This window comes from Arthrobacter sp. Cza30 (assembly GCF_059090765.1).
Map to the genome: position 1 here is coordinate 618,152 of NZ_JBNHGA010000005.1, position 24,552 is coordinate 642,703.

At 68.0% G+C, this 24,552-nt stretch carries 24 protein-coding genes; 4 read left to right on the forward strand and 20 right to left on the reverse strand.

Annotation, left to right across the window (positions count from 1 at the left end; translation table 11 throughout):
* Positions 1–4: 4 nt before the first annotated feature.
* Together AC5RVZ_RS20075 and glmS are read right to left on the reverse strand one after the other, a co-directional pair.
* Complete coding sequence (locus AC5RVZ_RS20075; protein WP_494000425.1) at positions 5–355, reverse strand: holo-ACP synthase; 351 nt, start codon at positions 353–355, stop codon at positions 5–7.
* A 240-nt stretch (positions 356–595) separates the two neighbouring features.
* Positions 596–2,497, reverse strand: coding sequence for a glutamine--fructose-6-phosphate transaminase (isomerizing) (glmS, locus tag AC5RVZ_RS20080; RefSeq protein ID WP_494067475.1), 1,902 nt, complete (start codon positions 2,495–2,497; stop codon positions 596–598).
* A gap of 151 nt (positions 2,498–2,648) precedes the next feature.
* Between glmS and coaA the strand changes: the two genes are divergently transcribed.
* The 4 genes from coaA to AC5RVZ_RS20100 all read left to right on the forward strand — a co-directional run bounded on the left by coaA (position 2,649) and on the right by AC5RVZ_RS20100 (position 6,208).
* Positions 2,649–3,626: a type I pantothenate kinase gene (gene coaA, locus AC5RVZ_RS20085; protein WP_494067476.1), complete on the forward strand. Its 978-nt coding sequence runs from the start codon at positions 2,649–2,651 to the stop codon at positions 3,624–3,626.
* A 1-nt stretch (position 3,627) separates the two neighbouring features.
* Entirely contained in the window at positions 3,628–4,557 is a 930-nt protein-coding gene (locus tag AC5RVZ_RS20090; protein ID WP_494067477.1) for a M15 family metallopeptidase, read from the forward strand.
* A gap of 105 nt (positions 4,558–4,662) precedes the next feature.
* Positions 4,663–5,061, forward strand: coding sequence for a large conductance mechanosensitive channel protein MscL (gene mscL / locus AC5RVZ_RS20095; protein ID WP_494067478.1), 399 nt, complete (start codon positions 4,663–4,665; stop codon positions 5,059–5,061).
* Positions 5,062–5,227: 166 nt separating this feature from the next.
* Positions 5,228–6,208, forward strand: coding sequence for an SMP-30/gluconolactonase/LRE family protein (locus AC5RVZ_RS20100; protein WP_494067479.1), 981 nt, complete (start codon positions 5,228–5,230; stop codon positions 6,206–6,208).
* 23 nt (positions 6,209–6,231) lie between these two features.
* Here the strand turns inward: AC5RVZ_RS20100 and glmM are convergent, their stop codons facing one another.
* The 18 genes from glmM to AC5RVZ_RS20190 form a co-directional block, all read right to left on the reverse strand.
* A complete protein-coding gene (glmM, locus tag AC5RVZ_RS20105; protein ID WP_494067480.1) occupies positions 6,232–7,599 on the reverse strand; it encodes a phosphoglucosamine mutase in 1,368 nt (455 codons plus the stop codon).
* Positions 7,600–7,863: 264 nt separating this feature from the next.
* Positions 7,864–8,358 carry a 30S ribosomal protein S9 gene (rpsI, locus tag AC5RVZ_RS20110; RefSeq protein ID WP_493979144.1) on the reverse strand — a complete coding sequence of 165 codons (495 nt, stop codon included), beginning with the start codon at positions 8,356–8,358 and terminating at the stop codon, positions 7,864–7,866.
* 37 nt (positions 8,359–8,395) lie between these two features.
* Positions 8,396–8,839: a 50S ribosomal protein L13 gene (gene rplM / locus AC5RVZ_RS20115; RefSeq protein WP_493979145.1), complete on the reverse strand. Its 444-nt coding sequence runs from the start codon at positions 8,837–8,839 to the stop codon at positions 8,396–8,398.
* 328 nt (positions 8,840–9,167) lie between these two features.
* Positions 9,168–9,434 (reverse strand): carbon storage regulator, encoded by a 267-nt coding sequence (locus tag AC5RVZ_RS20120; protein WP_494067481.1) that lies wholly within the window; start codon positions 9,432–9,434, stop codon positions 9,168–9,170.
* Between the two features lie 62 nt (positions 9,435–9,496).
* The gene (locus AC5RVZ_RS20125; RefSeq protein ID WP_494067482.1) at positions 9,497–11,047 is read right to left on the reverse strand and encodes a hypothetical protein; all 1,551 of its coding nucleotides are present in this window, start codon (positions 11,045–11,047) and stop codon (positions 9,497–9,499) included.
* Positions 11,022–13,076 carry a flagellar biosynthesis protein FlhA gene (gene flhA / locus AC5RVZ_RS20130; RefSeq protein ID WP_494067483.1) on the reverse strand — a complete coding sequence of 685 codons (2,055 nt, stop codon included), beginning with the start codon at positions 13,074–13,076 and terminating at the stop codon, positions 11,022–11,024. The genes AC5RVZ_RS20125 and flhA overlap by 26 nt, the downstream gene beginning before the upstream one ends.
* Positions 13,076–14,254, reverse strand: a complete 1,179-nt coding sequence (locus tag AC5RVZ_RS20135; RefSeq protein ID WP_494067484.1) for an EscU/YscU/HrcU family type III secretion system export apparatus switch protein — start codon at positions 14,252–14,254, stop codon at positions 13,076–13,078. Before AC5RVZ_RS20135 ends, flhA begins: the two co-directional genes overlap by 1 nt.
* On the reverse strand, positions 14,255–15,013 hold the full coding sequence (locus AC5RVZ_RS20140; RefSeq protein WP_494067485.1) for a flagellar biosynthetic protein FliR: 759 nt from the start codon (positions 15,011–15,013) through the stop codon (positions 14,255–14,257).
* Positions 15,013–15,288, reverse strand: coding sequence for a flagellar biosynthesis protein FliQ (gene fliQ / locus AC5RVZ_RS20145; protein ID WP_493979151.1), 276 nt, complete (start codon positions 15,286–15,288; stop codon positions 15,013–15,015). The genes AC5RVZ_RS20140 and fliQ overlap by 1 nt, the downstream gene beginning before the upstream one ends.
* A 2-nt stretch (positions 15,289–15,290) precedes the next feature.
* A complete protein-coding gene (gene fliP / locus AC5RVZ_RS20150) occupies positions 15,291–16,142 on the reverse strand; it encodes a flagellar type III secretion system pore protein FliP (RefSeq protein ID WP_494067486.1) in 852 nt (283 codons plus the stop codon).
* 14 nt (positions 16,143–16,156) lie between these two features.
* Entirely contained in the window at positions 16,157–16,906 is a 750-nt protein-coding gene (locus tag AC5RVZ_RS20155; RefSeq protein WP_494067487.1) for a FliO/MopB family protein, read from the reverse strand.
* On the reverse strand, positions 16,907–17,605 hold the full coding sequence (gene fliN / locus AC5RVZ_RS20160; RefSeq protein ID WP_493979153.1) for a flagellar motor switch protein FliN: 699 nt from the start codon (positions 17,603–17,605) through the stop codon (positions 16,907–16,909).
* Positions 17,602–18,519, reverse strand: coding sequence for a flagellar motor switch protein FliM (locus AC5RVZ_RS20165; RefSeq protein ID WP_494067488.1), 918 nt, complete (start codon positions 18,517–18,519; stop codon positions 17,602–17,604). The genes fliN and AC5RVZ_RS20165 overlap by 4 nt, the downstream gene beginning before the upstream one ends.
* A gap of 146 nt (positions 18,520–18,665) precedes the next feature.
* Positions 18,666–19,757, reverse strand: coding sequence for an OmpA/MotB family protein (locus tag AC5RVZ_RS20170; RefSeq protein ID WP_494067489.1), 1,092 nt, complete (start codon positions 19,755–19,757; stop codon positions 18,666–18,668).
* On the reverse strand, positions 19,754–20,575 hold the full coding sequence (locus AC5RVZ_RS20175) for a motility protein A (protein ID WP_494067490.1): 822 nt from the start codon (positions 20,573–20,575) through the stop codon (positions 19,754–19,756). Before AC5RVZ_RS20175 ends, AC5RVZ_RS20170 begins: the two co-directional genes overlap by 4 nt.
* A complete protein-coding gene (locus AC5RVZ_RS20180; protein WP_494067491.1) occupies positions 20,576–20,893 on the reverse strand; it encodes a flagellar FlbD family protein in 318 nt (105 codons plus the stop codon).
* A gap of 256 nt (positions 20,894–21,149) precedes the next feature.
* A complete protein-coding gene (locus AC5RVZ_RS20185; RefSeq protein ID WP_494067492.1) occupies positions 21,150–23,093 on the reverse strand; it encodes an HNH endonuclease signature motif containing protein in 1,944 nt (647 codons plus the stop codon).
* A gap of 210 nt (positions 23,094–23,303) precedes the next feature.
* The gene (locus tag AC5RVZ_RS20190; RefSeq protein ID WP_494067493.1) at positions 23,304–24,506 is read right to left on the reverse strand and encodes a flagellar hook protein FlgE; all 1,203 of its coding nucleotides are present in this window, start codon (positions 24,504–24,506) and stop codon (positions 23,304–23,306) included.
* Positions 24,507–24,552: the final 46 nt, after the last annotated feature.

The window sequence follows — 24,552 nt, forward strand, 5'->3', positions numbered from 1 at the left end:
GCCGCTACTTCTCGGCGACCGCCATGGCCGTTGCCAGATCGCCGTCGTGGCTCATGGACAGGTGCCAGAACTTCACGCCCCGGGCCGCCGATGCCGCGGCGACGGTGCCGGTGAATTCCGGGTAGGGGTCTCCCCCGGCGTCCACGCAGATGGTGCAGTCCTGCCAGTTCATGCCGGCTGGAGCCCCCAGTGCCTTGGCGATCGCTTCCTTGGCGGCGAAACGGGCGGCCAGGGACCGGGTGTTGAGCTCCCGTTCCGCCGGCGTGAACAGTCGCTCGAGCAGGGCCGGGGTGCGCTGCAACTGCCGGCGGAACCTGGAAACTTCCACCACGTCCACGCCGATGCCCACGATCATTCTTCGGCTCCCGCCCGAACCGACCACGGCGAGCGGGCACACCGCGGAGCCAGAACCGGCTCCCCGGTGGATATCAGGGTGCACCGCACGGGCGGCACGGACAGCAGCCGGACGTGCCGCCGGACCGCCGCGTGGCGGGCGCGGACGGGGCGCCTCGGGACGGAGCAGGCCCCGATCCTGTTGTACGGAGATCGGGGCGCCGCGAAGAGTAAGCGGGTAGACATGCCTGCCAACTGCCCGCTACTCGACGGTGACGCTCTTGGCCAGGTTGCGCGGCTGGTCCACGTCGTAGCCCTTGGCCGTCGCCAGTGCCAAGGCGAAGATCTGCAGCGGGACTGTGGTGAGCAGCGGAGCCAGCAGCGTCGGTGTCTCGGGAACGTAGAAGACGAACTCGGCGAAGTCCTTGACGGAGACGTCGCCCTCCTCGGCGATGACAATGGTCTTGGCGCCGCGGGCGCGAATTTCCTGGATGTTCGAGACGACCTTGGCGTGCAGCGAGTTGCGGCCGCGCGGGGAAGGTACCACCACGAAGACCGGCTGCCCCTCCTCGATCAGGGCGATCGGCCCGTGCTTGAGCTCGCCTGCGGCGAAGCCTTCGGCGTGGATGTAGGCCAGCTCCTTAAGCTTCAGCGCGCCCTCCATGGCAACGGGGAAGCCGACGTGCCGGCCCAGGAACAGGACCGATTTGCTTTCGGCCATGAGCACGGCCAGGTCCTTGATGTCCTTGGCGTTGTCCAGCACGCTCTGGATCTTCGCCGGGATCTTGCCCAGGTCGGCCAGGATGTCCTTGATCTCGCCCTGGAACTTGTTCCCGCGCAACTGCGCCAGGTAGAGGCCCAGCAGGTAGGCGGCGGTGATCTGCGCCAGGAAGGCCTTGGTCGAGGCGACGGCGATCTCGGGGCCGGCGTGGGTGTAGAGCACGGCGTCTGCCTCGCGCGGGATCGTCGAACCGTTGGTGTTGCAGATGGCAAGGACCTTGGCTCCCTGCTCCTTGGCGTACCGGACGGCCATCAGGGTGTCCATGGTTTCGCCGGACTGGGAGATGGCCACAATCAGGGTGTTGGCGTCCACGATCGGGTCGCGGTAGCGGAACTCGTGCGAGAGTTCGACCTCCACCGGGATGCGGCACCAGTGCTCGATCGCGTACTTCGCAACCTGCCCGGCGTAGGCCGATGTGCCGCAGGCCAGCACGATGATCTTGTTGGCGGTCTTGAGCAGCTCCGGGTCGATCCGCAGCTCGTCCAGGGTCAGCCTGCCGTGCAGGTCCGAGCGGCCGAGCAGGGTCTGGCCGACCGCCTCGGGCTGGTCGTTGATTTCCTTTTCCATGAAGGACGGGTAGCCGCCCTTCTCCGCGGCGGCGGCATCCCAGTTCACCTCGAATTCGGTGCCCTGGGCGGCGTTGCCGAAGAAGTCGGTGATCTCGAAGGAGTCGGGGGTGATGGTGACGATCTGGTCCTGCTCCAGCTCCACGGCGCGGCGGGTGAAGTCGATGAAGCCGGAGACGTCGGAGCCCAGGAAGTTCTCGCCCTCGCCCAGTCCGACGACGAGCGGCGAGTTACGGCGCGCGGCGACGACGACGTCGGGCTGGTCCTGGTGGATGGCCAGCAGGGTGAAGGCGCCCTCCAGCCGCTGGCAGGCGAGCTGCATGGCCTTGGCCAGGGTCGCGGTGGCGGGATCCTCCGCGACCAGGGACCGGTAGAGGTCCCCGAGCAGCACCGCGGCCACTTCGGTGTCCGTTTCCGAGCGGAACGTGTGGCCCTTGGCCAGCATGGAGGCGCGGATCTCGGCGAAGTTCTCGATGATGCCGTTATGGATCACCGCGAGCTTGTCGCCGTCGGCCAGGTGCGGGTGCGCGTTTTCGTCGGTGGGGCCGCCGTGCGTGGCCCAGCGGGTGTGGCCGATGCCGGTCAGCGACTCGGGCAGCGGGGCGGCCTTGAGCTCGTCCAGCAGATTGCTCAGCTTGCCCGACTTCTTCCGCGCCTCAATCCCGGAACTGGAGATGACTGCCACTCCCGCGGAATCGTAACCGCGGTATTCCAGGCGGCGAAGACCCTCGAGAACGACGTCCAGGGCGCTGTGATCAGCAGCGCTGACTCCGGCCCCGCCGTCGCGGCGGCCAACATAACCTACGATTCCACACATGGAATTAAGGGTACCTGCCCGCGGGACCGTCACCGACAGCGGGTTCCGCACGCCCTCCCGGCGGCAGCTGCGGCGGTAGGACGGGACGATCCGGCGCGCCGCAGCGGGGCGCCTTTTGGGATTTGAATCCCGCAGCAGGCACAATTCATAGGTGACTGATGCGACACCGAAGACGACGGCGTCCAACGGTGAGAGTAACTTCACACCATTCGTGGAGCTGGACCGGCAGACCTGGTCCCGGTTGTCCAACGAGATTGAACAGCCCCTGGACCAGGACGATATCGAGCGGCTCCGCGGCCTGGGCGATGCCCTGAACCTGGACGAAGTCCGCGAGGTCTACCTGCCGCTCTCCCGGCTGCTCAACCTGTATGTGGGCGCGGCCGGCGAGCTGCACAAGGCCACCACCACGTTCCTGGGCGAAACCAGCCGCCGCACACCGTTCGTGATCGGCGTGGCCGGATCGGTCGCCGTCGGGAAATCCACCACCGCCCGCGTGCTGCGCGAGATGCTGCGCCGCTGGCCGGACACCCCGAACGTGGAGCTGATCACCACCGACGGTTTCCTCTACCCCAACGCCGAACTGGCGCGGCGCGGGCTGATGGAGCGCAAGGGCTTCCCCGAGTCCTACGACCAGCGGGCGCTGCTGCGGTTCGTGTCCGAGGTGAAGTCCGGGGCCGAGGAAGTGCATGCGCCGTGGTATTCGCACCTGACCTACGACATCGTGCCGGACAAGGAAGTGGTGGTCCACCGTCCGGATGTGTTGATCGTGGAGGGCCTGAACGTCCTGGCTCCGGCCCGCCCGCGGGCGGACGGACGCACCGGGCTGGCGCTCAGCGATTTCTTCGACTTCTCCATTTATGTGGATGCCAAGACGTCCTATATTGAGCAGTGGTACGTCAACCGTTTCCACAAACTGCGGCGGACGTCCTTTACGGATCCGGAATCCTATTTCCACCGCTACGCCTCGCTCACGGACGAGGAGGCCACCGAGACGGCCCTGGGTATCTGGCGCCGGATTAATGAACCCAACCTGAGGGAGAACGTGCTGCCGACACGCGGGCGGGCACAGCTGGTGCTCACCAAGGACGCGGACCACTCGATCCGCAGAATGCTGCTGCGGAAAACCTGACATGGCCGTTCTGAGGGCTCCGGTGCTCGCAGCCGGCCTGGCCGCCGCGCTGGCCCTGCTCACCGGTTGCGCCCCGGCGGGGGAAACCGCTCCGCCTCCCGCCGCGTCCGCAGGGACGACGACGCCCGCACCGACTGCGCCGGCGACCCCGGCCGAGGGAACCACGTCCCTTCCGGTCCCCGAACAGAGCCCGAAGGTTCCGAAGAACGACGGTGACGCCACCGGCGGCGGGAAGAAGGACGGCGGAAGCAAGGGCGGGGCCTCGGCCGGCGGCAAGAAGGACGGCGCGGGCGGCGGCGGGAAAAAGGACGGCGCCGCGGCCGCCGGGGAAGACCACACAGATCCGGCGAGCATCGCCGTCGTCGTCAACAAGGCCCGGCCGCTCGATCCCCTGAACTACCACCCCGGAGACCTGCGCCAGCCGGCGGTGGCCCTGGGGACCGGCGGGGAATCGGCGCTGCTGCGCGACGCCGTGGCGACCGCCACCGAGGACATGTTCAACGCGGCCGCCGCCGACGGCGCCTTCATGATCATGGTCAGCGGTTTCAGGTCCTACGCCACGCAGGCGAGCACCTACAACCACTGGGTCCGGCAACACGGCAGCGAGGTGGCAGCGGACATGGTCTCGGCGCGGCCGGGTTATTCGGAGCACCAGACCGGGCTGTCCCTGGACATCGGCGACGCCACCGGGGTCTGCAACCTGCAGCAGTGTTTCGCCGACACGGCAGCGGGCAGCTGGGCGGCCCACAACGCCGCCCGCTTCGGATTCATCATCCGCTACCGGCCCGGCTCCGAGGCCATGACCGGTTATTCGCCGGAACCCTGGCACCTGCGCTACGTGGGCAAGAAAGTGGCCGCGGACATGGCCAAACGGGGCATCGAAACGCTCGAAGAGTACTTCGGGCTGTCCGGAGCCGCCCGCTATTCGTGAGCGGGCGCAGCGGTCCCAACCTGCGGCGGCCCCAATCCCGCGGGGGGCCTCCTGTCCCTGCCCCGGCGGCCGCAGGTCCCCTCCCCGAGGCGCTACATTGGCCACATGATAAACGGATTCAAAGAGTTCATTATGAAGGGCAACGTCATTGACCTTGCCGTGGCCGTGATCATCGGCGGAGCCTTCGGGACCGTGGTCAACGCCTTGGTCAACAGCGTGCTGATGCCGTTCATCGCCGGGTTGGTCGGCTCGCCAAATTTCGACAGTTTCCTGCTGTGGAACTTCAACGGGAACGACGTCGCGTTCGGCGTCCTGCTGACCGCCATCGTGAACTTCCTGCTCATCGCCTCGGCGATCTACTTCGTCATCGTGGCACCGATGAACCACATGATCGAGCGGCGCAACCGCCGCCTGGGAATCAACAAGGAAGAAGAGGCCGTCGACCCTCACGTCGCGCTGCTCACCGAGATCCGAGACGCACTGCAGGCACGCAACCAGGCGTAAGGGCGACGTCCGGAAGCCGGCCGCTACCGCCGCTGCGGGCCGTTTTGGCAGCGCCTCCCGGAGGGCCTGACGTTTCCTCGCGTCCGGCGTACGCTATGAGCATCACCATCGGGGGCCTGCTGGAGGGAGCTCCCGACACCTCCCCTCAAGAATCAGGTGATCCTCCATGCGACCCATTCTCCCCCTCTCCTTGGCGGCACGATGTGCCGCCGCCCTGCTGACCGCCGTCGCCCTAATGCTGACGGGGTTGCCGGCTTCCGCGGGCCACGTTGCCTCCGACACCCACGGCTCGTCACCGGGGTGCACCGACCGAATCATCGATCTGCCGGACGCGACGTCCGCGGAGGGTATCGCCGCCGGCCGGGGCAGCACCTTCTACGCCGGCGACCTGCTGGCGGGCGACATCTTCCGCGGCGACATACGGCGGGGCACCGCCGAGAAGTTCATCGACGCACCGGACGGCCGGTTCGCCGTCGGTATGGCTGCCGACACGCGGCGGAACCTGCTCTTCGTAGCCGGCGGACCTACCGGCAAGGCCTATGTTTACAACACCCGGACCGCAGAACCGGTGGCCGAGTTCCAGTTGAACGACCCCGCCAGCTCCTTCATCAACGACGTAACCCTTGGCCGGGGCGGCGCGTGGTTTACGAACTCGCGCGAAGGTGAGCTGTACTTCGTACCGATCGGCCACCGCGGGCAGCTGGGCAGCCCGCGGACACTGCAACTGAGCGGCCCTGCCGCGGAAACCCCCGCGGCGTTCAACCTGAACGGCATCGTGGCGGCCGACCACGGGCGACAGCTGATTGTGGCCCACTCGGCCAACGCTGCGCTGTACGCCGTGGACCCGCGGACCGGTGCCAGCACGGAAATCTCCGGCGTCAGCGTACCCAACGTCGACGGGTTGGTGCTGAAAGGCCGCTGGCTCTGGGCGGTCCAAAACATGGACAACCAGATCAGCGTGATCAGGCTGGACCGCCGGATTGACTCCGGGGAGGTCGGGTCCGTGATCACCAGTGACGCTTTCCAGACCCCGACCACCGCCGCGCTGTTCGGCCACCGACTCGCCGTCGTGAACGCGAAGTTCGACACCGGGAACCCGCCGACGGCGGACAGCTACGAGGTGGTGGTGGTGAAGGCCTGGCGCTGAGGGCTGCCCCGCACGCGGGTGCCCTACTCGGCGGCGGCGGCCGCCTCCAGCGACAGGTGCGCCTTCACGGTCCGGGCCAGTTCCTCGGCGGTAGCCTGGGCGGTTTCCATGTCAGCGGCTTCGACCATCACGCGCACGACCGGCTCGGTGCCGGAGGGGCGCAGCAGCACCCGTCCGGTCCCACCCAGCGCGGCGGACGCGGCCGCCACGGCCTGCTGGAGGGGCTGGTTGGTTTCGACCCGGGACTTGTCCACGTCCTTGACGTTGATCAGGACCTGGGGAAGCCGGACCATCCGCTGCGACAGCTCCGAGAGGGGCTTGCCGGACTTGGCCACCTGCGCGGCCAGCTGCAGCCCGGTCAGGACGCCGTCGCCGGTGGTCGCGTACTCCGAGAAGATCACGTGCCCGGACTGTTCGCCGCCCAGCGAATATCCGTGGGCGCGCATGCATTCCAGCACGTACCGGTCGCCCACCGCGGTTTCCTGGATGCGGATGCCGGCATCCTGCAGGGCCAGCTTCATGCCGAGGTTGCTCATGACCGTGGCGACCAGGACATCGTCCTTGAGCCGGCCGGCGTCGCGCAGGGCCAGCGCCAGGATGGTCATGATCTGGTCGCCGTCCACGACGTCGCCGCGCTCGTCCACGGCCAGGCAGCGGTCGGCGTCGCCGTCGTGGGCAATGCCCAGGTCGGCGCCGTGCTCGACCACGGCTGCCTGCAGCTTCTCCAGGTGGGTGGACCCCACGCCGTCGTTGATGTTCAGCCCGTCCGGCTCGGCACCCATCACCACGATGTCCGCGCCGGCGGCGCGGAACACCTCCGGCGAGCAGCCGCTGGCCGCGCCGTGCGCGCAGTCGAGAACGACTTTCAGGCCCTCCAGGCGGGAAGGCAGGGTCTGCAGCAGGTGCAGGATGTAGCGGTCTTCCGCGTCCGCGAAACGCTGGATACGTCCGATCTCCGCGCCCGTGGGCCGGACGCGCGGCTGCGCCATCTCCTGCTCGATCGCGTCCTCGACCTCGTCCGGCAGCTTGTGCCCGCCGCGGGCGAAGAACTTGATGCCGTTATCCGGGGCCGGATTGTGCGAGGCGGAAATCATCACGCCAAAGTCCGCCGCCAGGTCCCCCACCAGGTAAGCGGCCGCAGGGGTGGGCAGCACCCCGGCGTCGTAGACATCGACGCCCGCACTGGCGAGGCCGGCCTCCACGGCGGCGCTGATGAACTCGCCGCTGGCGCGCGGGTCGCGGGCGATCACCGCCGTCGGGCGCTTGCCGTCTTCAACTTGCCGGTGGCCAAGGACCACTGCGGCCGCCTGCGCGACCTCGAGCGCCAGCTCTGCAGTGATCAATCCGTTGGCCAGTCCGCGGACTCCGTCGGTACCAAATAATCTAGACATCGCGAACCATTTTACGGCAGCGCGCCAAGGACCCGGTTCACCTCCCGCCGGCGGTCCCGTGCCAGGCCGTGATTTGGCGGCTGACCCTGCCGCGGGCGGCCTTCCACAGGTGGAAGCGGGCAGCGGAAGAGGCGGCGCAATACCCGGAATTAGGCATCGTCGGCCTTCCATCCCGCGCCCCCTCGCTACAGCCGCTTAAATACACGCGAGGCCCCGCAGCCATGCTGCGGGGCCTCGCGTGGAAGCAGAAGCTTCGGAAGCGGTTTAGCGCTTCGAGTACTGCGGCGCCTTGCGGGCCTTCTTGAGGCCGGCCTTCTTGCGCTCGATGATGCGTGCGTCGCGGGTGAGGAAACCGGCCTTCTTCAGGGTCGGGCGGTTGTTCTCGCGGTCGATCTCGTTCAGCGCACGGGCAACGCCCAGGCGCAGCGCACCGGCCTGGCCGGAGGGGCCGCCGCCGTGGATGCGGGCGATGACGTCGTAAGCGCCTTCCAGATCCAGGATCTTGAACGGATCGTTTACTTCCTGCTGGTGCAGCTTGTTCGGGAAGTAGTTCGCCAGCTCACGGCCGTTGATGGTCCAGTTGCCGGCACCCGGAACCAGACGTACGCGGGCGATCGCCTGCTTGCGGCGACCCACGGCGCCTCCGCCTACGGTGAGGGCGGGGCGTTCCTTCTTGGCGGTCTCGGTGACCTCGGATGATTCCGAGGTGTAGCTGGTGAGGGTTTCGCCCTCAGCAGCGGTGTTCAGCTCTTCAGCCACGATTCTCCTTGAATTAAGTTTCTAGTGGTGGCCGGCGCTACTGGGCGACCTGGGTGATTTCGAAGGTCTTCGGCTGCTGGGCAGCGTGCGGGTGCTCGGCACCCGTGTAGACCTTCAGCTTGGACAGCTGCTGGGCAGCCAGGGAGTTCTTCGGCAGCATGCCCCTGATGGCCTTCTCAACTGCACGAACCGGGTTCTTCTCCAGCAGTTCGGCGTAGTTGACGGAGGACAGGCCACCCGGGAAACCGGAGTGGCGGTAGGCACGCTTCTGTTCGAGCTTGGCGCCGGTCAGGGCCACCTTCTCAGCGTTGATGATGATGACGAAATCGCCCATGTCCATGTGAGGAGCAAAGGTCGGCTTGTGCTTTCCGCGCAGCAGTGTTGCGGTCTGGCTGGCAAGACGACCCAGGACGACGTCGGTGGCGTCAATGACGTGCCACTGGCGGTTGATATCGCCGGGCTTCGGAGTGTACGTACGCACGGTTTTTGCCTTCGTTTGGTGTTCTAAGGTAGCGGCGCATTCTTCACAGAACACACGCGCAAAGTTGGTGATGCGCTACCGGAACTTCAGGTGAGGACTGAAATGTAACCAGTGGCCCAGAAAGTCTCGGCTATTTCCGTGGACCAGGTTGGCCCTGCAACTGGGCCGCCACACGGACATAGCGTATCGAGGTTGGACACGCACAACGACTACCAAGGTTATCCTGCCGTGCCGGGTTAGGTCAAAAAGACCCACAACAGCACGACGACGCCGGTGCCTGGCCGGGGCTCTGGGGCCGCCGGTGACGTGTTTTAGTGGCCAGCAGCGTTTAGCTGCCGGCGCCGCCGGGGCCGCTGCTGCCAGGGAGGTTCAGTCCCAGCAGGGCCTTGATGCGTTCCTCGGCCTCCGGGCCGCTCTGGGCGGCAGCCACATTGGCCTCGCTGACCGCCTGGACAACTTCGTCGCGCTGGATCTTCACGCCGCGCGGGGCCTCGATGCCGAGGCGGACGCCATCGCGGCGGGCGTCCAGCACGGTGATGACAATGTCGTCACCGATCAGGATCCGCTCTCCGGGTTTTCGCGTCAGCACCAGCACGCGTCAACTCTATCGCAGCTGAACTTGACGCCCGGGCAGCCCCGCGCGCGCCGCCGCGTCTGTCAGAGCCAGGCGGTCTCGGACGGCACGCCGTCCACCCAACCCACCGGCACGCCCAGGGTGTTCACGGTCTTGGGCGAGCCGGTGTGCCTCGTACCGGTAACCGCCAAACCGTCGGGAACCACCACCCGCTGCACGGCCTGCACCCAGCGGTCGGTGTCCTCGGCCTTTCGCCCGGCGTCCACCGCCAGCCAGACCTGGTCGGCTCCCAGTGCCGGCAGCAGCGCGAGCAGCTCCACAGGCGGCGTGAGCGCCTGGCCCAGGCCAAAGGCCACGAAGACGCTCTGTCCCCGCTCCACGCCCCGGGCGCGGGCACCGATCGCGCTGTTGCGGTCCTGCACCGGTCGCCGGACATCGCCGGCGTGCGCGCCGGCCATCTTCACCATGTTCCCGCCGCCCGAAATCCAGTCGGCGGCCTCCGAGGGCGCACCGTTGACCGCCGGCGCCGCGGCGGCCATGGAGTTGGCGGCCTCCAGGGCTAGGTCGCCCTGGCCGATCACCAGCACCAGGTCCCCGGGCCCGTAGAGCGGCACCGGAACGGCCGGCTGGCGCGCCCTTTCGGCGGCGGCGGGTTGTGCCTCCACTGCCGGCGGCTGCCCATCCTCCAGGACGGCACCAACGACGACGCTGGAGCCCGTGCCGGAGCCCGCGTGGCCGCCGGTGAGGGCCGAGCGGTGGGCAGCCGGGTCCGTGGCCGCCCTGCCTGCCTGTCGGGCCTGCCCGGCCTGCCCGGCCTGCCCGGCCTCGTCGTCCTGCCCCGCCTGCCCAACCTGCTCCACCTCGAACGCCCCGTCCGCAGGGGCTCCGGCGGCCGCCGCGCGCCGACCCGTCCCGGCCGTCCGATTGACGGGCCCGGCGGCCTCCGGGGCGTCGTCGGCCCGGGCGGCGGCGGGCATGGCCAGAGCCGCTGGGGTTGCGGCTGCGACTTCCCCGGCGGCCGCTGCCCCGGCCGAGTCTTCCGCAACGGGGACTGCAGCGGCGGGGACTGCCGTGACCGGCACTTCCAGGGCCCCTGCACCGGCCTCCGGTCCCGGCGCGGTTGCGCCGCCGGAATCTGCTGCAGCGTCCTTCGGGGGCTTTGGGTCGTTCCGCCGCCGTCCCCAGCCGGGCCTTGCCGCCGCGGCTCCGGGACGCTCCGCCTGCCCGGCAGCCTCCGGCAGCGGTTCCTCCAGTCGGGCGCCCCTGGGCAGACGGGTGGGCCGCGCCGTGTTGAGGGTCAGGTTGTCCATGATGACCGCGAACTGGTCGGTGTGGGTGGAGACGTGCAGTTCCGGCGCCTTGCCGTGCAGCCTGGATTCGGTGCGCTCGGCGTCGGCCAGCAGCGCCGCGATTCCGGCGCGGGCCTTTTGGTCCAGGGCATGTTGTCCGCGCACGGTCGAGGTCGGCAGTTCCACCGTGACCTCGTAGTGTTCGCGGGCGAAGAAGCCGCGGATGCCGCCGACCGTGACCTTCTCGGCCGCGACAATCTTCGCGTCGGGTCCGTGGTCGGCCAGGACCTTGGCCTTGAGTTCCTGGAGGGAAGCGCCCTTAAGCTGCAGCCGTCTGGCCGACACGTACTACCCCCACGGTCTCGATCTTCACGTTGGCGGAGGTGACCTCCTGGTAGGACAGTACCGGAAGTCCCCCGGCCTGCGCCGAGACGAGGCGCCGGATGGCCGGGCGCAGCGCGGGCGCGCACACGAGCACCGCGGTGAGGCCGTTGGCTTCCACTTTCTCCAGCGCATCCCGCAGCGAGGCCAGCACGGCTTCGGTCCGCTCGACCGAGAGCAGGATCTGCGTGCCGTGCTCGGACGGGCGCATGCCCTCCAGCATGGACTGCTCCAGCGTGGGATCGATCATGATCACCCGCAGCAACTGCCCGTCCAGGTACTGCGCGGTCAGGGCCGGGCCCAGCGCCTGCCGGGCGGCCTCGACCAGGCCCTCCGGGTCGGTGGACGACTTGGCCTTCAGCGCCAACGCCTCGTAGATCCGCGGCAGGTCGTTGATCGGGATCTGCTCCGCCAGCAGCCCCTGCAGCACGCGCTGCACTTCGGCCAGCGACAGCAGCGACGGGGTGAGTTCGTCCACCGCGGACGGGTTCACCGACTTCACGCCCTCTGTCAGCACGCGCACGTCCTCACGGGTCAGCAGCCGGGCGGCGTTGGCGGAGATCAGCGAGGACAAGTGGGTGACCAGCACAGAAACCCGGTCGATCACCGTGGCTCCCGCCATCTCCGCGCTGTGCCGCATCTCCGCCGGGACCCATTTGCCGGCCAGCCCGAACACCGGCTCCACCGTGGCGATGCCCGGCAGCGATTCGAGGTTGTCCCCCAGCGCCAACACCTTGCCTGAGGGTGCCTCGCCGCGGCCGGCCTCCACGCCGGCAATCCGGATCACATAGGTGGACATCGGCAGGTCGATGCTGTCGCGGGTGCGCACCGGCGGCACCACGACGCCCAGTTCCATGGCAATCTTGCGGCGCAGCGCACGCACCCGGGCCAGCAGGTCGTCGGAGGCGCCGGAGACCAGATCCACCAGGTCCGGGGCCAGCTGGATCTCCAGCGCGTGCACCCGCATCTGTTCAATCAGGTCCTCGGTAGTCTCCGAAGCGGGAGCCGCCTGACCCGCCGCAGCGGCAGCGGCGTCGTCGTCCTTGGCTTTGGCAGCCTCCGTTGCCTTGAGCCGCTGCGCCATGAAGATCAAGAACGCGCCCACCAGGATGAACGGGATCTTGGGCATGCCCGGGATCAGGGCCAGCAGAACGGCCGCGCCGCCGGCGATCATCAGCGCCTGCCGGGACTGGGTCAGCTGGTCGGAGGCGTCGGAGCCCATTTCGGAGTCGGCATTTGAACGGGTCACGACCATGCCGGTGGACACCGCCATCAACAGCGCTGGGATCTGCGTGACCAGGCCGTCGCCGATTGTCAGCAGGGTGTAGGTGCTGACCGCGTCGCCGATTTCCATGCCGCGCTGCAGCATGCCGATGGCGATGCCGCCGACGATGTTGATGATGATAATGATGATGCCCGCGATCGCGTCGCCCTTGACGAACTTGGACGCGCCGTCCATCGCGCCGTAGAAGTCCGCCTCGGCGGATACCGCGGCACGGCGTTCCCGGGCCTGCACGTCGGTGATCAGGCCGGCGTTCAGGTCGGCGTCGATCGCCATCTGCTTGCCCGGCATCGCGTCCAGCGTGAAGCGTGCTCCCACCTCGGCCACGCGCTCGGCGCCCTTGGTGACCACCACGAACTGGATGACCACCAGGATCAGGAACACCACCGCGCCGATGATGATCGAACCGCCCACGGCCACGTGGCCGAAGGCCTCGATCACCTGCCCGGCGTAGCCGTCGCCGAGCACCAGCCGGGTGGACGCCACGTTCAGGCCCAGCCGGAACAGCGTGGCCACCAGCAGCAGCGACGGGAACACGGAGAAGTCCAGCGGCTTCTTCACGAACATCGTGGTCAGCAGGATCACCAGCGCCAGCAGGATGTTCACGATGATCAGCACGTCCAGCAGTCCCGCCGGGATCGGCACCACCAGCAGCAGGATGATGCCCACCACGCCGATCGGGACGGCGAGCTTGGAGAGGTTGCGGTTCATCAGTCACCTCCGGGTGACGGTAGGGACAAGGCTCGGCGGCCCTGCCGGGTTGAAGCGTGGGCGGCAGCGTCGGCGTCGGTCATCGCCGGCTCCGCCATGGTGTGGACGCCCGCGGCTGTACCGGCCGAGGCGCCGCGGGCCTTCAGGCTCATGACGAAGGCCAGCACGCGTGCCACGGCGTTGTAAAGCTCCAGGGGAATTTCCTGGCCGATCTCGCAGGCGCCGTGCAGCGCCCGGGCCAGCGGGACGTCGCGCACCACCGGCACGCGGGTGGTTTCGGCTTCCTCGCGGATGCGGGCGGCAATGTTGCCCGCCCCCTTGGCCACCACGCGCGGCGCGGACTTCCCCGGCTCGTACTTCAGCGCCACCGCGTAGTGGGTCGGGTTGACCAGCACGACGTCGGAGCCTCCCACCGCGGCGATCATGCGGTTGCGGCTCATCGCCAGCTGCCGCGAGCGCCGCTGCGACTTGATCAGCGGGTCGCCCTCGGAGTTCTTGTTCTCGTCGCGGACTTCCTTCTTGGTCATCCGGGTCTTCTTGCGGTTCCGCCGGATCACCACCATCACGTCCAGCGCGGCCAGCATCAGGCCGGCGATGATCGCGGTCTGCAGCAGTCCGGCGGTGCCGCCGCCCGCAGCTTGGAGCAGCGAGGCGACCGAGAGCCCGCCGGCGGTCATCAGCACCGGGACCAGCCCCTGGATCACGAAGTACAGGGCGAGCCCCACCACCACGGTCTTCAGCAGCGCCTTGGCACCCTGCCAGAGCGCCTGCATGCCGAACACCTTCTTCAGCCCGTTGACCAGGTTGAACTGCTGGGTCTCGGGTTTGAACTTCTTCCAGTGGATGCCGCCCTGCAGCGCCGCGCCCGCGATGATCACGGCGACCACGGCCAGGAACATCGGCGTGAGCGTGTACATGATGGTGCCTAGGCCGTCCTCGAGCGCCTTCACCACCAGCCCCGGGTCCGGCGACTGGATCATCCGGGTGACGGTGAACATCTGGTCGGTGCCGGCTTGGGAGGCGCGGTCGATGGTCATCGGCAGCATCACCGCGGCCGCGCCCACGCCCAGCCAGGCGGTGAGGTCCTGGGATTTGGACAGCTGGCCCTTTTGCCGGACGTCCTTCATCCGCTTGGGGGTGGCTTGCTCTGTGCGTTCTTCGGACGTTTCCTGCGACATCTAGCCCACCCCCGTCAGGGCAGTCACGGCCTGCGCGGCCAGCGAGGAGACAATCCGGGGCAGCGCCACGAACACCACGCCGGCCAGGGTCAGGGTCAGGAAGATCTTCAGCGGGAAGCCCAGCGCAAACGCGTTCAGCGCCGGGGCCACCCGGGTGAGCAGGCCCAGGCCGGCGTCGGCCAGGAACAGCACCACCAGCAGGGGTCCGGCGATCTGCACCGCCGCCAGGAACATCTGCGTCACGCCGGTGATGATCAGTTGCACCGGCTCGGCGAGGTCCACTCCCCCGCCCAGCGGCAGCGCGGTGAAACTGCGCGCGAGCCCGCCGATGATCAGCTGGTAGCCGTCGGAGGCGAACAGCAGCGCCAGCGCGGCCATCTGGAACAGCCGGGTGAACTGGGCGCCGTTGACCATCGACTGCGGGTCGAACGCCTGCGCCATGGAGAAGCCGCCGAACAGGTCGATCAGCGTGCCCGCCGACTGCACCGCGGAGAACACCACCAGCACGAGGAATCCCAGCAGCGCGCCCACCAGGATCTCCAGCACCAGCGCGCCGAAGAACCCCGCCGTGTTCATCGGCTCGTACCCGTTGGCCACCCGCGGGGACACCGCCAGGGCCAGTCCGACGCCGAGCATCGCCTTGATGCGGGCCGGGATGGCTCCGTAGGAGAACGGCGGGGCGATCAGCAGGAAAGCCACCATGCGGACACCTGCCAGCATGGTGGCCTCGATCCATGCCTGGTCGAGCGGGATGTTCATTATCCGCCGCCGAGCAGGCCGGGGATTCTCTCGAACATTTCCCGGGTGAAGGAGACCATCTCGGAAATCATCCAGTGTCCGCAGATCAGCAGGGCCATGGCCACCGCCACGGCCTTGGGCACGAAGGAGAGCGTGATTTCCTGGATCTGCGTCATGGACTGCACCAGAGAGACGGCGAAGCCCACCACCAGCGCGGTGACTAGCACCGGGGCGGAGAGTTTGGCGGCGACCAGCAGCCCCTGCAGGCCGATGTCGAGGACGGCGTTTGTATCCACGGCTAGGTACCGTAACTTCCGACCAGGGCGGTGATGATCAGGCCCCAGCCATCCACCAGCACGAACAGGAGGATCTTGAACGGCAGCGAAATCATCACCGGCGGGAGCATCATCATGCCCATAGACATCAGCGCCGAGGCCACCACCAGGTCGATCACGAGGAACGGCACGAAGATGACGAAGCCGATGATGAACGCGGCGCGCAACTCGGAAATCATGAACGCCGGGATCAGGGTCTGCAGCGGCACGGCCTCGGGATTCTCCGGGTTGGGCAGGTCGGCGGCCCGCATCATCAGCGCCAGGTCTTCTTCGCGGGTGTGGGCCAGCATGAAGTTCTGCAGCGGAGCGGCGGCGGCGCCCACCGCATCCGTGAAGTCCGTGGTCCCTTCCATGTACGGCTGGACGCCCAACTCGTTCACCTGGGTCAGCACCGGCCACATGATGAACAGCGACAGGAACAGCGCCAGCCCGGCCAGCACCTGGTTCGGCGGGATGGAGGGCAGGGACAGCGCGTTGCGGGTCATCGCCAGCACCACGAAGATCTTGGTGAAGGACGTCATCATCAGCAGCAGCGCGGGGGCCACCGACAGCAGGGTGATGCCCAGCAGCGTGATGACGGCGGACGACGGCGTGCCGTTGGGTCCGTTGATTTCCACCGAGAAGCCGCCGTCGCCGTCCGGCGAGCCCGGCTCGACGGGGGCCAGCGGGTCGACCGGGGGAACCGGCGCGACCGGCGACGCGAATGCCGAAGGCGCGCTCAGGATGGCGGCCGCCACGGCCAAAAGCACTGCCAGCAGTAACGCCAGTAATGCTGCGGTGGCCAGACGCGGCCAGCGGCCCGCCGTCAAGGCCATGATGCCGGTGCTTCTCAACGCGAACGGACCTGCTTCAGGGCTTCGGCGGTCTGCTTCCAGGTGGACGGCGACAGGATGGACCCGGCCAGCGGGGAATCCGCCACCTGCTCCTGCCGACCGGCCGGACGCGATGCCCGGCGGCCCGTGCGGACGGAACGCCGCCCGCCGTCGATCGGATACAGTCCGGCCTGCCGGAGGGGAATGACGTCGCCGTCGTGGTGCGGCTCGTCGACCTCCTGCGCAATGTCACAGTGCTCTTGAAACGTTTGTTCGACGGGCGGCTCGGGCATGGCCGCGGCGGCACGACGGGCCGCGCGGCGAGGGACACCGGCGTCGCCGTCGGAAGGTGTTGCCGGGCGGGCGGCGACGACGGCATCGACGGACCCGGCTGGCGCCGCGACGGCCGCAGCCGCCTGGTCCTGGCCCGAGGCGCGGCCGGTGGCCAGATCCAGCAGCCGGGAGAAGCTGTCGGCCGCGGTCTGTGGGGCGCGGTGGGCGGGCTCGGCCGCCTCTTCGACCGGCGCTTCGCGGCTGTCCAGCACATGCACCGCCTGGTCCGTCACGCCCAGCACGAAGCGCTGGCCGTCGGCGTCCACCACCACGACGGCGGCCTTGGGCCCGATGGTCTGGCGTTCCACCACGCGCACCAGCTTGCGGGCGCCGGTGCGGGCGCCGCGGCTGAAGCGGCGCTGCAGCACCCAGAGCAGCCCCAGCACCACGGCCAGCGAGAGCGCTACCCGCACGGCAAGGACGACTGTCTCCATTTAGAGGAGTCCTTCGGGCACGTCGAGGATCTTGGTGATGCGCACGGCGTAGTCCTGGTCGACGACGACGACCTCGCCGTGGGCGATCAGGCGGCCGTTGAGCAGCACGTCGGCGGGGGCCCCGGCCGAGCGGTCCAGTTCGATCACGCCGCCCGGTTCCAGGTTCAGCACGTCGCGCACGGACATCCGCGTGCGGCCGATCTCCACCGTCAGCGCCATTTCGACGTTGTTGATGCGGCCCAGCTTGGCCAAGACCGAGTCGTCGGCGCCGTGCCCGGCCGGGTTCTCGCGCAGCCGGATGGCGAACCAGCCGCCGGCCTCGCCGTCGCCGCCGGTGAGCTTGAAGACGGCGGCTTCCGGATCGGAGAACAGCGCCGCGGCGTTGCCGACGCGTGCCTCCCCCAGCACCCCGGCGCCGAGCACGGAGGTGGCCGCCTCCAGCGCCGGGCGAAGCAGGTCGGCGGCCGAAACCAGCGGGGAATCCGTGCCCGCGGCGGCGGACAGCGCGGCCTGGTCGGCCACCACCAAGGCCACATCGGCCGAGGTTCCGCCGACGAAGGACCCGACGACGGCGGAGGCCACCTGCCCGGGCAGGGGCCCGCCTTCGTCCTGGCGCACCGCGTAGAGCGGCGTGTTGGTGGGCAGCAGCCCCAGGAGCGCGTCGGCGGCAGCAGCCTGAAGGGTCTGGGTCTGTGTCATCGGGCGTTCTCCTCGGTTGTAACAATGACTCCGGCCAGGCGGTTGCCATTGGCGCCGACGGCGGCGTGTGCCAGCCGTTCACCGTTGACGGCAACATCCAGCGGGCGGTGTTGCGGGTGCGGCAGCGGCAGCAGGTCGCCGATGGCCAGGTCGAGGACCTGGCCGGGCCGGACGCGCATGGGGGCAAACTGCAGGGCGACGTCCACCGGGATCTGCACCAGCTGGGTTTCCAGCAGTTTGCGGGCGTTGGCCGGGCTGCTCATGGCGAACGAATCGCGAAGCTGGGTCAGCAGCACCTCGGCAGGGATGGCCACCGTGGCGGGCGCGGACAGGTCGCCGACCCGGATTTCAAAGGTGGCGACGATCATCAGGTCGTTGGTGGCCGCGGCCTGCGCGAACTGCGAGTTGTAATGGATCTGGTCCAGGCTGATGGGCGTGGTGAGCAGGGAACCCAGCGAGTAGCGCAGGTCCTCCAGCGCGTCCTCCATCAACCGGCTGACCAGTGCCTGTTCAATTTGCGTGAACTTGCGGTCCGGATAGTCGTGGCTGCCGTTGCCGCCCAGCATGTGGTCTACCCACGTCATAGCGGCCGTGGTCGAAAACTGGATCACGGCCTTGCCGGTGATGTCGTCGAGGGCGCAGAGCACCATTGCGGTACTGGCCGGCAACGAGGCCGCGTACTCGTCGTAGGTCTGCATCTGGACCTGCTCCGACGTGACCGTGCAGATCACGCGGACCTTGGCGGTCAGCTGGGTGCCCCACTGTCGGGCGAATGTTTCGAAGGCCAACTCCAGCACGCGGGAATGCTCGCGTGCCAGGGTGGTCGGCCGCCGGAAGTCGTAAACTTCGACGGCTCTGGCCGGCTTTTCGGGCGCGCTAGAGTGCGCATGTTCCTGGACCGTCACAGCAGGCACTATCGGCAGCCTGGTTGGGGATGTTAGGAGTTTGGCTAATGCGGGTGGGGTGCCCGCGGCGCGTCCAACACCGGCGGCCCCATGGCAGGGGCGCTCAGTGGTCGGAGGACGATCTAGGCCGGCAGGCCGGTGCCGGCGGCAGGCGCTCAGTCGCCGGAGGATGCCCCGCCGGGCGCCGGCGCATAGGTGGCGTCCGGCCCCGGGCCGCCGCTGCTGCCACCGCCGGTGACCACGTCGCGCCCGGAGCTTCCACCCGGTTCGCCGGCCACGCGCTCGGCAGGTTTGTCCTCGACGGCCTCGCCCTCGGCCGCCTCGGCCTCCGCCTTTTCCGCAGCTTCGGCTTCGGCGGCCTGCTTGGCCAACTTCGCCCGTTCCGCAGCCGCCTCTTTGGCGGCGCCGGCAGGATCCTTCAAGACTTCGGGGATCAGGTTGCGGATGGCCTCCGGCTGGCCGGAGAGCACCACGATGTCCACGCGGCGGTTCATGGCGAGATCTGCATCGCTCTCGCTGCTGGTCAGCGGCCTGGATTCGCCGAATCCGACGGCAGAGATGCGCTTCGAAACCACGCCGCTGTCTTCCACCAGATGGCGCAGCACGTTCACGGCACGCTCCGAGGAAAGCTCCCAGTCCAATGCGTTCGGGTCCAGGTGGCGCACCTGGGCCGTGTGGCCTTCCACCTTCAGCTCGTAGCCGACCGGCCTCAGCACCGGACCCACCACGTTCAGGATCTTGATGGTCTGCCGGGTGAGCACCGGCGAGTCCGGCTCGAAGAACGTCTCGCTGCCAATCAGGCGAACGGTCAGGCCCCGTTCGTCAAGCTGGAAGCGGACCGCTTTCTCAAGGCCTTCTTCCTGCAACCCCTTGGTGATCTTCTCCTGGATGTTGCGCAGGTCGTTGACTTCCTTGATGGCCACGTCGAGATCGGTTTTCAGTTCACCCTCGGTGTCCTCTTCGGCGTCACCACTGGTAAACCCCTGGCCCTCCTCGTCGATGAGTTCAGACGGGACCACCACCCCTTCGGCCGTATCAACCGCCTGGGTGCGTTCCACGCCGAAACCCGTGGCCAAGGAGTTGGCCAGCTTCTCGAACTTCGCCGCATCCACGGTGGACATGGCGAAGAGCACGATGAACATACACATCAGCACGGTGACCATGTCCATGTAGGAGGCCATCCACCGCTCGTCCGGGTGCTCGTCCTCTTCCGCGCCGAGCGGCCGGCGCGGGCGCCGCGACTTCATGCTGCCTTGACCGCAGGATTGTCGTCGGACTTCCCGGGTTTGCCTTCCTTGCCCGGCTTCCCCGCGCCCATCTCATGCTCCGGAACCATGGCACGCAGGCGTTCGCCCAACAGGCGCGGCTGGCTGCCGGCCTGGACGGCCAGCATGCCTTCCATCAGCAGGGTCATGCGCTCGGTTTCCAGGTCGGCCAGGCGCCTCAGCTTGCCGCCGATCGGCAGCCAGATGAAGTTGGCGGAGAGCAAGCCCCACAGCGTGGCGACGAACGCCGTCGCAATCATCGGTCCGAGGGTGTCCGGGGTGGAGAGGTTTTCCAGCACGTGCGTCAGCGATACGACGGTGCCGATGATGCCGATGGTCGGGGCGTAGCCGCCCATGCCCATGAAAAACTTGGAGGATTGGCGATCGGCGCGCGCCTTCGTGCTGATCTCGTCTTCGAGAAGGATCCGCAGTTCCTCGCCGTCGGTGCCGTCGGCGATGTTCTGCAGCGCGCGCTGCATGAACGGGTCCTTTTCCTCGGTTGCCTCGGCGTCCAGTGCCAGCAGGCCCTCGCTGCGCGCCTTTTCGGCCAGCTCGACGACTCGGTCAATGACCGTCTGGGGCTTCGCCACCTTGCCGGTAAAAGCCCGGGGCAACGCTTTAAAGGCGTGCAGCCCGTCCCTGAGGGTGGTGCTGGCCAGGCCCACGGCGATAGTTGCACCGAAGACCAGGATCATGGGAGCCGGGATGAGGAGCGCCGAGACGTGGGCGCCCTCGAGGGTGATCATGGCGTAGAGCGAGCCGAAGGCCAGCAGGAGGCCAATAAGTGTTGCGGGATCCATTTACATATTCCTAGGGCGCAGCGGCACAGTGTTGCCGGAATCCACGGAGTCGTCTCCGGGGGCCGGGGCGGCTGGCGGCACGAGGCCGAGCTGGGGGTGACCGTGCTGGTGGACTGAAGGCGGCAGCTCACGGGCCAGGTGCAGCACGTAGGCGCGGTAGCTGGCGATCATCTCGATGACCTGGCTCATCGTCTCGGTGACGATGTACTTGGCGCCGTCAACCATCACCAAAGTGGTGTCCGGGTTGGAATGGACGCGCTCAATCAGGTCAGGGTTGACCGCAAACTGGCTGTCATTCAGCCGCGTTACTACGATCATTGGCCCCGTCCCAGGTCTCTCGAGGGCTCCGGTGAGCCGCTACCTACTACCTTCGACCGCCAGCGCCCCGCGGTTAGCTGCCCAGGCCACTTGTCGCGCGTGTCACGCGCGGAGTGGCTGGACCTGGTCCTGATGCCGGATTTTGCCGCAGCAAGACATTCGTTCAGTGACCGTGAAGGCGGCCATCCCTGCTGTTTGGGTGGTAATTCATCCCGCACCAAGGCTGGACGGCTGGCGTTACGGGAGGCCTGCATCATCACGTGGCTTGGAGTGGTTGGGGTGGGATGTGGGTTTGCCAGTAGGAGTTGCGCAGCGGTTTGCGGCGGGGGTCGATGTAGTCCGGCGGGGTGAACCAGGGGATGCCGTCGATGACGTTGATCTCCCAGTTGCCTTGCTCGATCAGGTCGTGGTGGAGCAGGCAGAGGCATACCCCGTTGTTGACGTCGGTGCGGCCGCCGGCCCACCAGGGGATGATGTGGTGGGCTTCGGTCCAGAAGGCGGGCATGCTGCAGCCCGGGAAGGCGCAGCCTTTGTCCCGGGCGACCAGTGCCCGGCGGATGGCACGGTTGAAGAACCGTTGTGACCGGCCCAGGTCCAGGATTTCGCCCTCGGATCCGAGGACGGCCGGGATGATTTCGGCGTCGCAGGCCATGCGGCGGACCGTGGTGGCCGAGACCGGGCCGTTGAAGACCGCGCTGCCGCCGCCGGAGAGCAGCCCGGCCAACTGCTCATATCCGGTGGTGACGATCACCTGGGTGCGGTGCCCGCCCGAGTCCGGAAGCCTGCCGGTGTTCAGCGCGATCCGGCAGGCCCCGACCAGTCCCGCGAGCAGCTTCTGCGCCCGGGTGGCGTCATCCATCGCCTCCACCACGGCCGGATCCACACCGGCGAAACTATCGCTGCCGGCTTCGGCCCCGGAGGACAGATCGCCACTCGCGCCGGTTATGTCGCCGCGGTCAGCATCAGCGGCACCGGCTCCGCCCCTGCCTGCTTCCGTGGTTTCGGTTCTGGTTCCGGTTCCGGTGCCGGTGCCGGTGCCGGTGCCGGTGCCGGTGCCGGTTCCGGTGCCGGGAACATCCTGGTTACCGCCGCCGTTGGCCGTGCCGGCGACCGTGGCTCCGCCACCTTCTGTGCGGGACTCCCCAGCACCGGCCGGGCCCGCCTTTGCGGTGTTGGCGTTGCCGGTTCCGTCTGCTTCCCCTGTGTCTGCAGGGGTGCTGCAGACGGCGGCGGTTTCGATGGCGTCGGGGCGGATCCGTGGGTTGGCGGCGCTGTTCATCACGGTGGCGAGGGCTTCGTACTGGGCGTCGGTGGTGTTGATGACGAACTGGTGCAGCCCGCGGCGCCGGCCCCGGTAGAACATGCCCTGCCGGGCCCGCAGTTCCTTCTCGGACGGTTCGGCACCGTCCTGGTCGACGGCGGTTTCCCACGTCCTGGCCACCATCACCAGGGTGTCCGCGTCGGCGTCGACGGCCTGCCGGACCAGCGACGCTTCCATCGCCTGCAACGCCTCCGGAGTGCCGGCGTGGCGGGCCCGGTCCAGGGAATCAACCACCAGGGCCGCGGCCTGGCCGCTGACCTCCCCGCCGGCCATGGCCTCGGCCAAGACCGGCAGCGTCGGCGCACCCGGTTCCCCGTCCAACCGCACCGGCGCGGTGATCGCCTTGCCGACCCGCAGCCGGCGCCGCGCCTCGACAATCCCGATCCCCAACCGGGAGCGCAGATACTCCGCCGTGTTCGCAAACTCCGTCTTGCGGCGGCGCCGCACCTGCTGCGCCCCGGACCCCTCCGGGGCCGCGGCGTCCCCGCTCCCGGTGCTGATCGCCGCCGCCGGGTCCGCCCACTCCCCCGCCCCCGCCGTGCCCGGCCCGGCGGCACCGGGCGCTGCGCCGGGCCCCGCGGTGTTCGACCCGGCGTCAACGGGCTCTGCGCCGGCCCCTGTGCTTGCTCCGAGTCCTGCCGTCGCGTGTTCCCCGGTGGCGGCGATGTCCGCCCGCTCCACCGCGTGGGCGCCGACCGCCTGCAGGAACTCCACCAGCTTCGAAACGCCCTCCACCGCCGCCACCGTGTTGGCCAGATCCCGGGTAGACAGGGACACCGCCTCGGCCGGAAAGCGGTCGGCGGCATCCTGCAGCAGCACAAACGCCTGGTCCAGAGATGCTTCCATCTCCCCGGTGCGGTCCGACGGTGCAAGAGCCATACCACAATTTTATTCGTACACACATTCGATAGCCATCGAAAGAGCCCATTGTGTAGGAGTAGTGCCACGCAAGCTAAAGCAACGGGTCAACCAAGGTTTGCATCCGACGCAAAGAAAAAGCGGCCGCCTGCGAACGGTGCAGGCGGCCGCTGCAGCTGCCCGCGAACGGTCGGGCAGCTACACTTCGGTGGTGGTTGATGAGCCTTCGGTTTAGCGCTTCAGGTTGGTGAGTTCCTGCAGCACCTCGTCGGAGGTGGTGATGATGCGGGCGTTGGCCTGGAAGCCCCTCTGCGCGACGATCAGGTTAGTGAATTCCTGAGACAGGTCCACGTTCGACATTTCCAGCGAGCCGCCGGCCAGCGTGCCAAGGCCGCCCGTTCCGGCAGTTCCAAGTTCGACCTGGCCAGAGTTGGCAGTTGCCCGGTATGACGACGAACCGGCCTTTTCAAGGCCGCCCGGGTTGGTGAAGTTCGCCAGAGCGATGCGGCCTACGACGGCCTGCTGACCGTTGCTGAAGGAACCCATGAGGGTTCCGTCATTCGCCATGGTGAAGGATTCGAGTGAACCGGCTGCGCGGCCGTCCTGGCTCTCGAAACCGACAGTGGTCATGCCGGCGTAGCCAGTCAGCGCATTGACGTCCACGTCTATCCCGCCCACGGTCATGGATACGGGGGCTGCCGGCGGCGCCGTCGGGGCGGGGGCGGTCATTTTGCCGTTGCTGAAAGCCAACGAACCAGCCAGAGTTTCGTTTCCATTCGAATCAATTTGGCTGACATCCCAGCCTGCTACGGTTCGCTGGAAAGCCAGAGACAAGGTCGATTTGCTTCCATCAGCCAAGTACGTCTCTACATCACGGACAAGGCGGGCACCGGTCGCTGCATCAGCAGGCAGGTTGCCTGTGACTTGAGCAGCTGTGGTCGGCTTTGCTTCCGAGATGGCTTCGGGAGACAGATCGATAGGGCCGATGGGACCCCCGACCGGAATCTGGCCGTTCGTAGCCATCCAGCCCTGCAGGATGGCGCCGTCAGGGGAAACCAGTCGTCCGGTGGAATCGAGTTCAAAGGCGCCGGCGCGGGTGTAAAGCTGTTCGCCGCCCTTGGTCGTGACGAAGAAGCCGTCGCCCGAGATCATCATGTCGGTGGCCTTGCCCGTGGCCTGCGAGGAGCCCTGGGTGAAGTTGGTGGAGATGCCGGCCACCTGCACGCCGAGGCCCACCTGTGCGGGGTTGGTGCCGCCGGCCTGAGCCTGCGGGCCGCCTGCGCCCTGGGTCATCTGGGACAGGGTGTCCTGGAACTGGACGGAGGAGGCCTTGAAACCGGTGGTGTTGACGTTGGCGATGTTGTTGCCTGTGACATCAAGCATGGTTTGGTGGGAGCGGAGTCCGGAGATTCCGGAGTAGAGCGAGCGGAGCATGATCAGCGCCTTTCGGATCGTGGAACGGACGAGTAATTCAGTGATT

Bases quoted from the DNA above. Each gene is read 5' to 3' on its own strand.
- AC5RVZ_RS20135 (WP_494067484.1), bottom strand. From the start codon at position 14,254: ATGTCGCAGGAAACGTCCGAAGAACGCACAGAGCAAGCCACCCCCAAG.
- AC5RVZ_RS20185 (WP_494067492.1), bottom strand. From the start codon at position 23,093: ATGGCTCTTGCACCGTCGGACCGCACCGGGGAGATGGAAGCATCTCTG.
- AC5RVZ_RS20155 (WP_494067487.1), bottom strand. From the start codon at position 16,906: ATGGAGACAGTCGTCCTTGCCGTGCGGGTAGCGCTCTCGCTGGCCGTG.
- AC5RVZ_RS20180 (WP_494067491.1), bottom strand. From the start codon at position 20,893: ATGATCGTAGTAACGCGGCTGAATGACAGCCAGTTTGCGGTCAACCCT.
- AC5RVZ_RS20100 (WP_494067479.1), top strand. From the start codon at position 5,228: ATGCGACCCATTCTCCCCCTCTCCTTGGCGGCACGATGTGCCGCCGCC.
- fliP (WP_494067486.1), bottom strand. From the start codon at position 16,142: ATGGCCTTGACGGCGGGCCGCTGGCCGCGTCTGGCCACCGCAGCATTA.
- AC5RVZ_RS20090 (WP_494067477.1), top strand. From the start codon at position 3,628: ATGGCCGTTCTGAGGGCTCCGGTGCTCGCAGCCGGCCTGGCCGCCGCG.
- glmS (WP_494067475.1), bottom strand. From the start codon at position 2,497: ATGTGTGGAATCGTAGGTTATGTTGGCCGCCGCGACGGCGGGGCCGGA.
- glmM (WP_494067480.1), bottom strand. From the start codon at position 7,599: ATGTCTAGATTATTTGGTACCGACGGAGTCCGCGGACTGGCCAACGGA.
- AC5RVZ_RS20140 (WP_494067485.1), bottom strand. From the start codon at position 15,013: ATGAACATCCCGCTCGACCAGGCATGGATCGAGGCCACCATGCTGGCA.
- AC5RVZ_RS20175 (WP_494067490.1), bottom strand. From the start codon at position 20,575: ATGGATCCCGCAACACTTATTGGCCTCCTGCTGGCCTTCGGCTCGCTC.
- mscL (WP_494067478.1), top strand. From the start codon at position 4,663: ATGATAAACGGATTCAAAGAGTTCATTATGAAGGGCAACGTCATTGAC.
- AC5RVZ_RS20075 (WP_494000425.1), bottom strand. From the start codon at position 355: ATGATCGTGGGCATCGGCGTGGACGTGGTGGAAGTTTCCAGGTTCCGC.
- AC5RVZ_RS20190 (WP_494067493.1), bottom strand. From the start codon at position 24,506: ATGCTCCGCTCGCTCTACTCCGGAATCTCCGGACTCCGCTCCCACCAA.
- fliN (WP_493979153.1), bottom strand. From the start codon at position 17,605: ATGACACAGACCCAGACCCTTCAGGCTGCTGCCGCCGACGCGCTCCTG.
- flhA (WP_494067483.1), bottom strand. From the start codon at position 13,076: ATGAACCGCAACCTCTCCAAGCTCGCCGTCCCGATCGGCGTGGTGGGC.
- AC5RVZ_RS20170 (WP_494067489.1), bottom strand. From the start codon at position 19,757: ATGAAGTCGCGGCGCCCGCGCCGGCCGCTCGGCGCGGAAGAGGACGAG.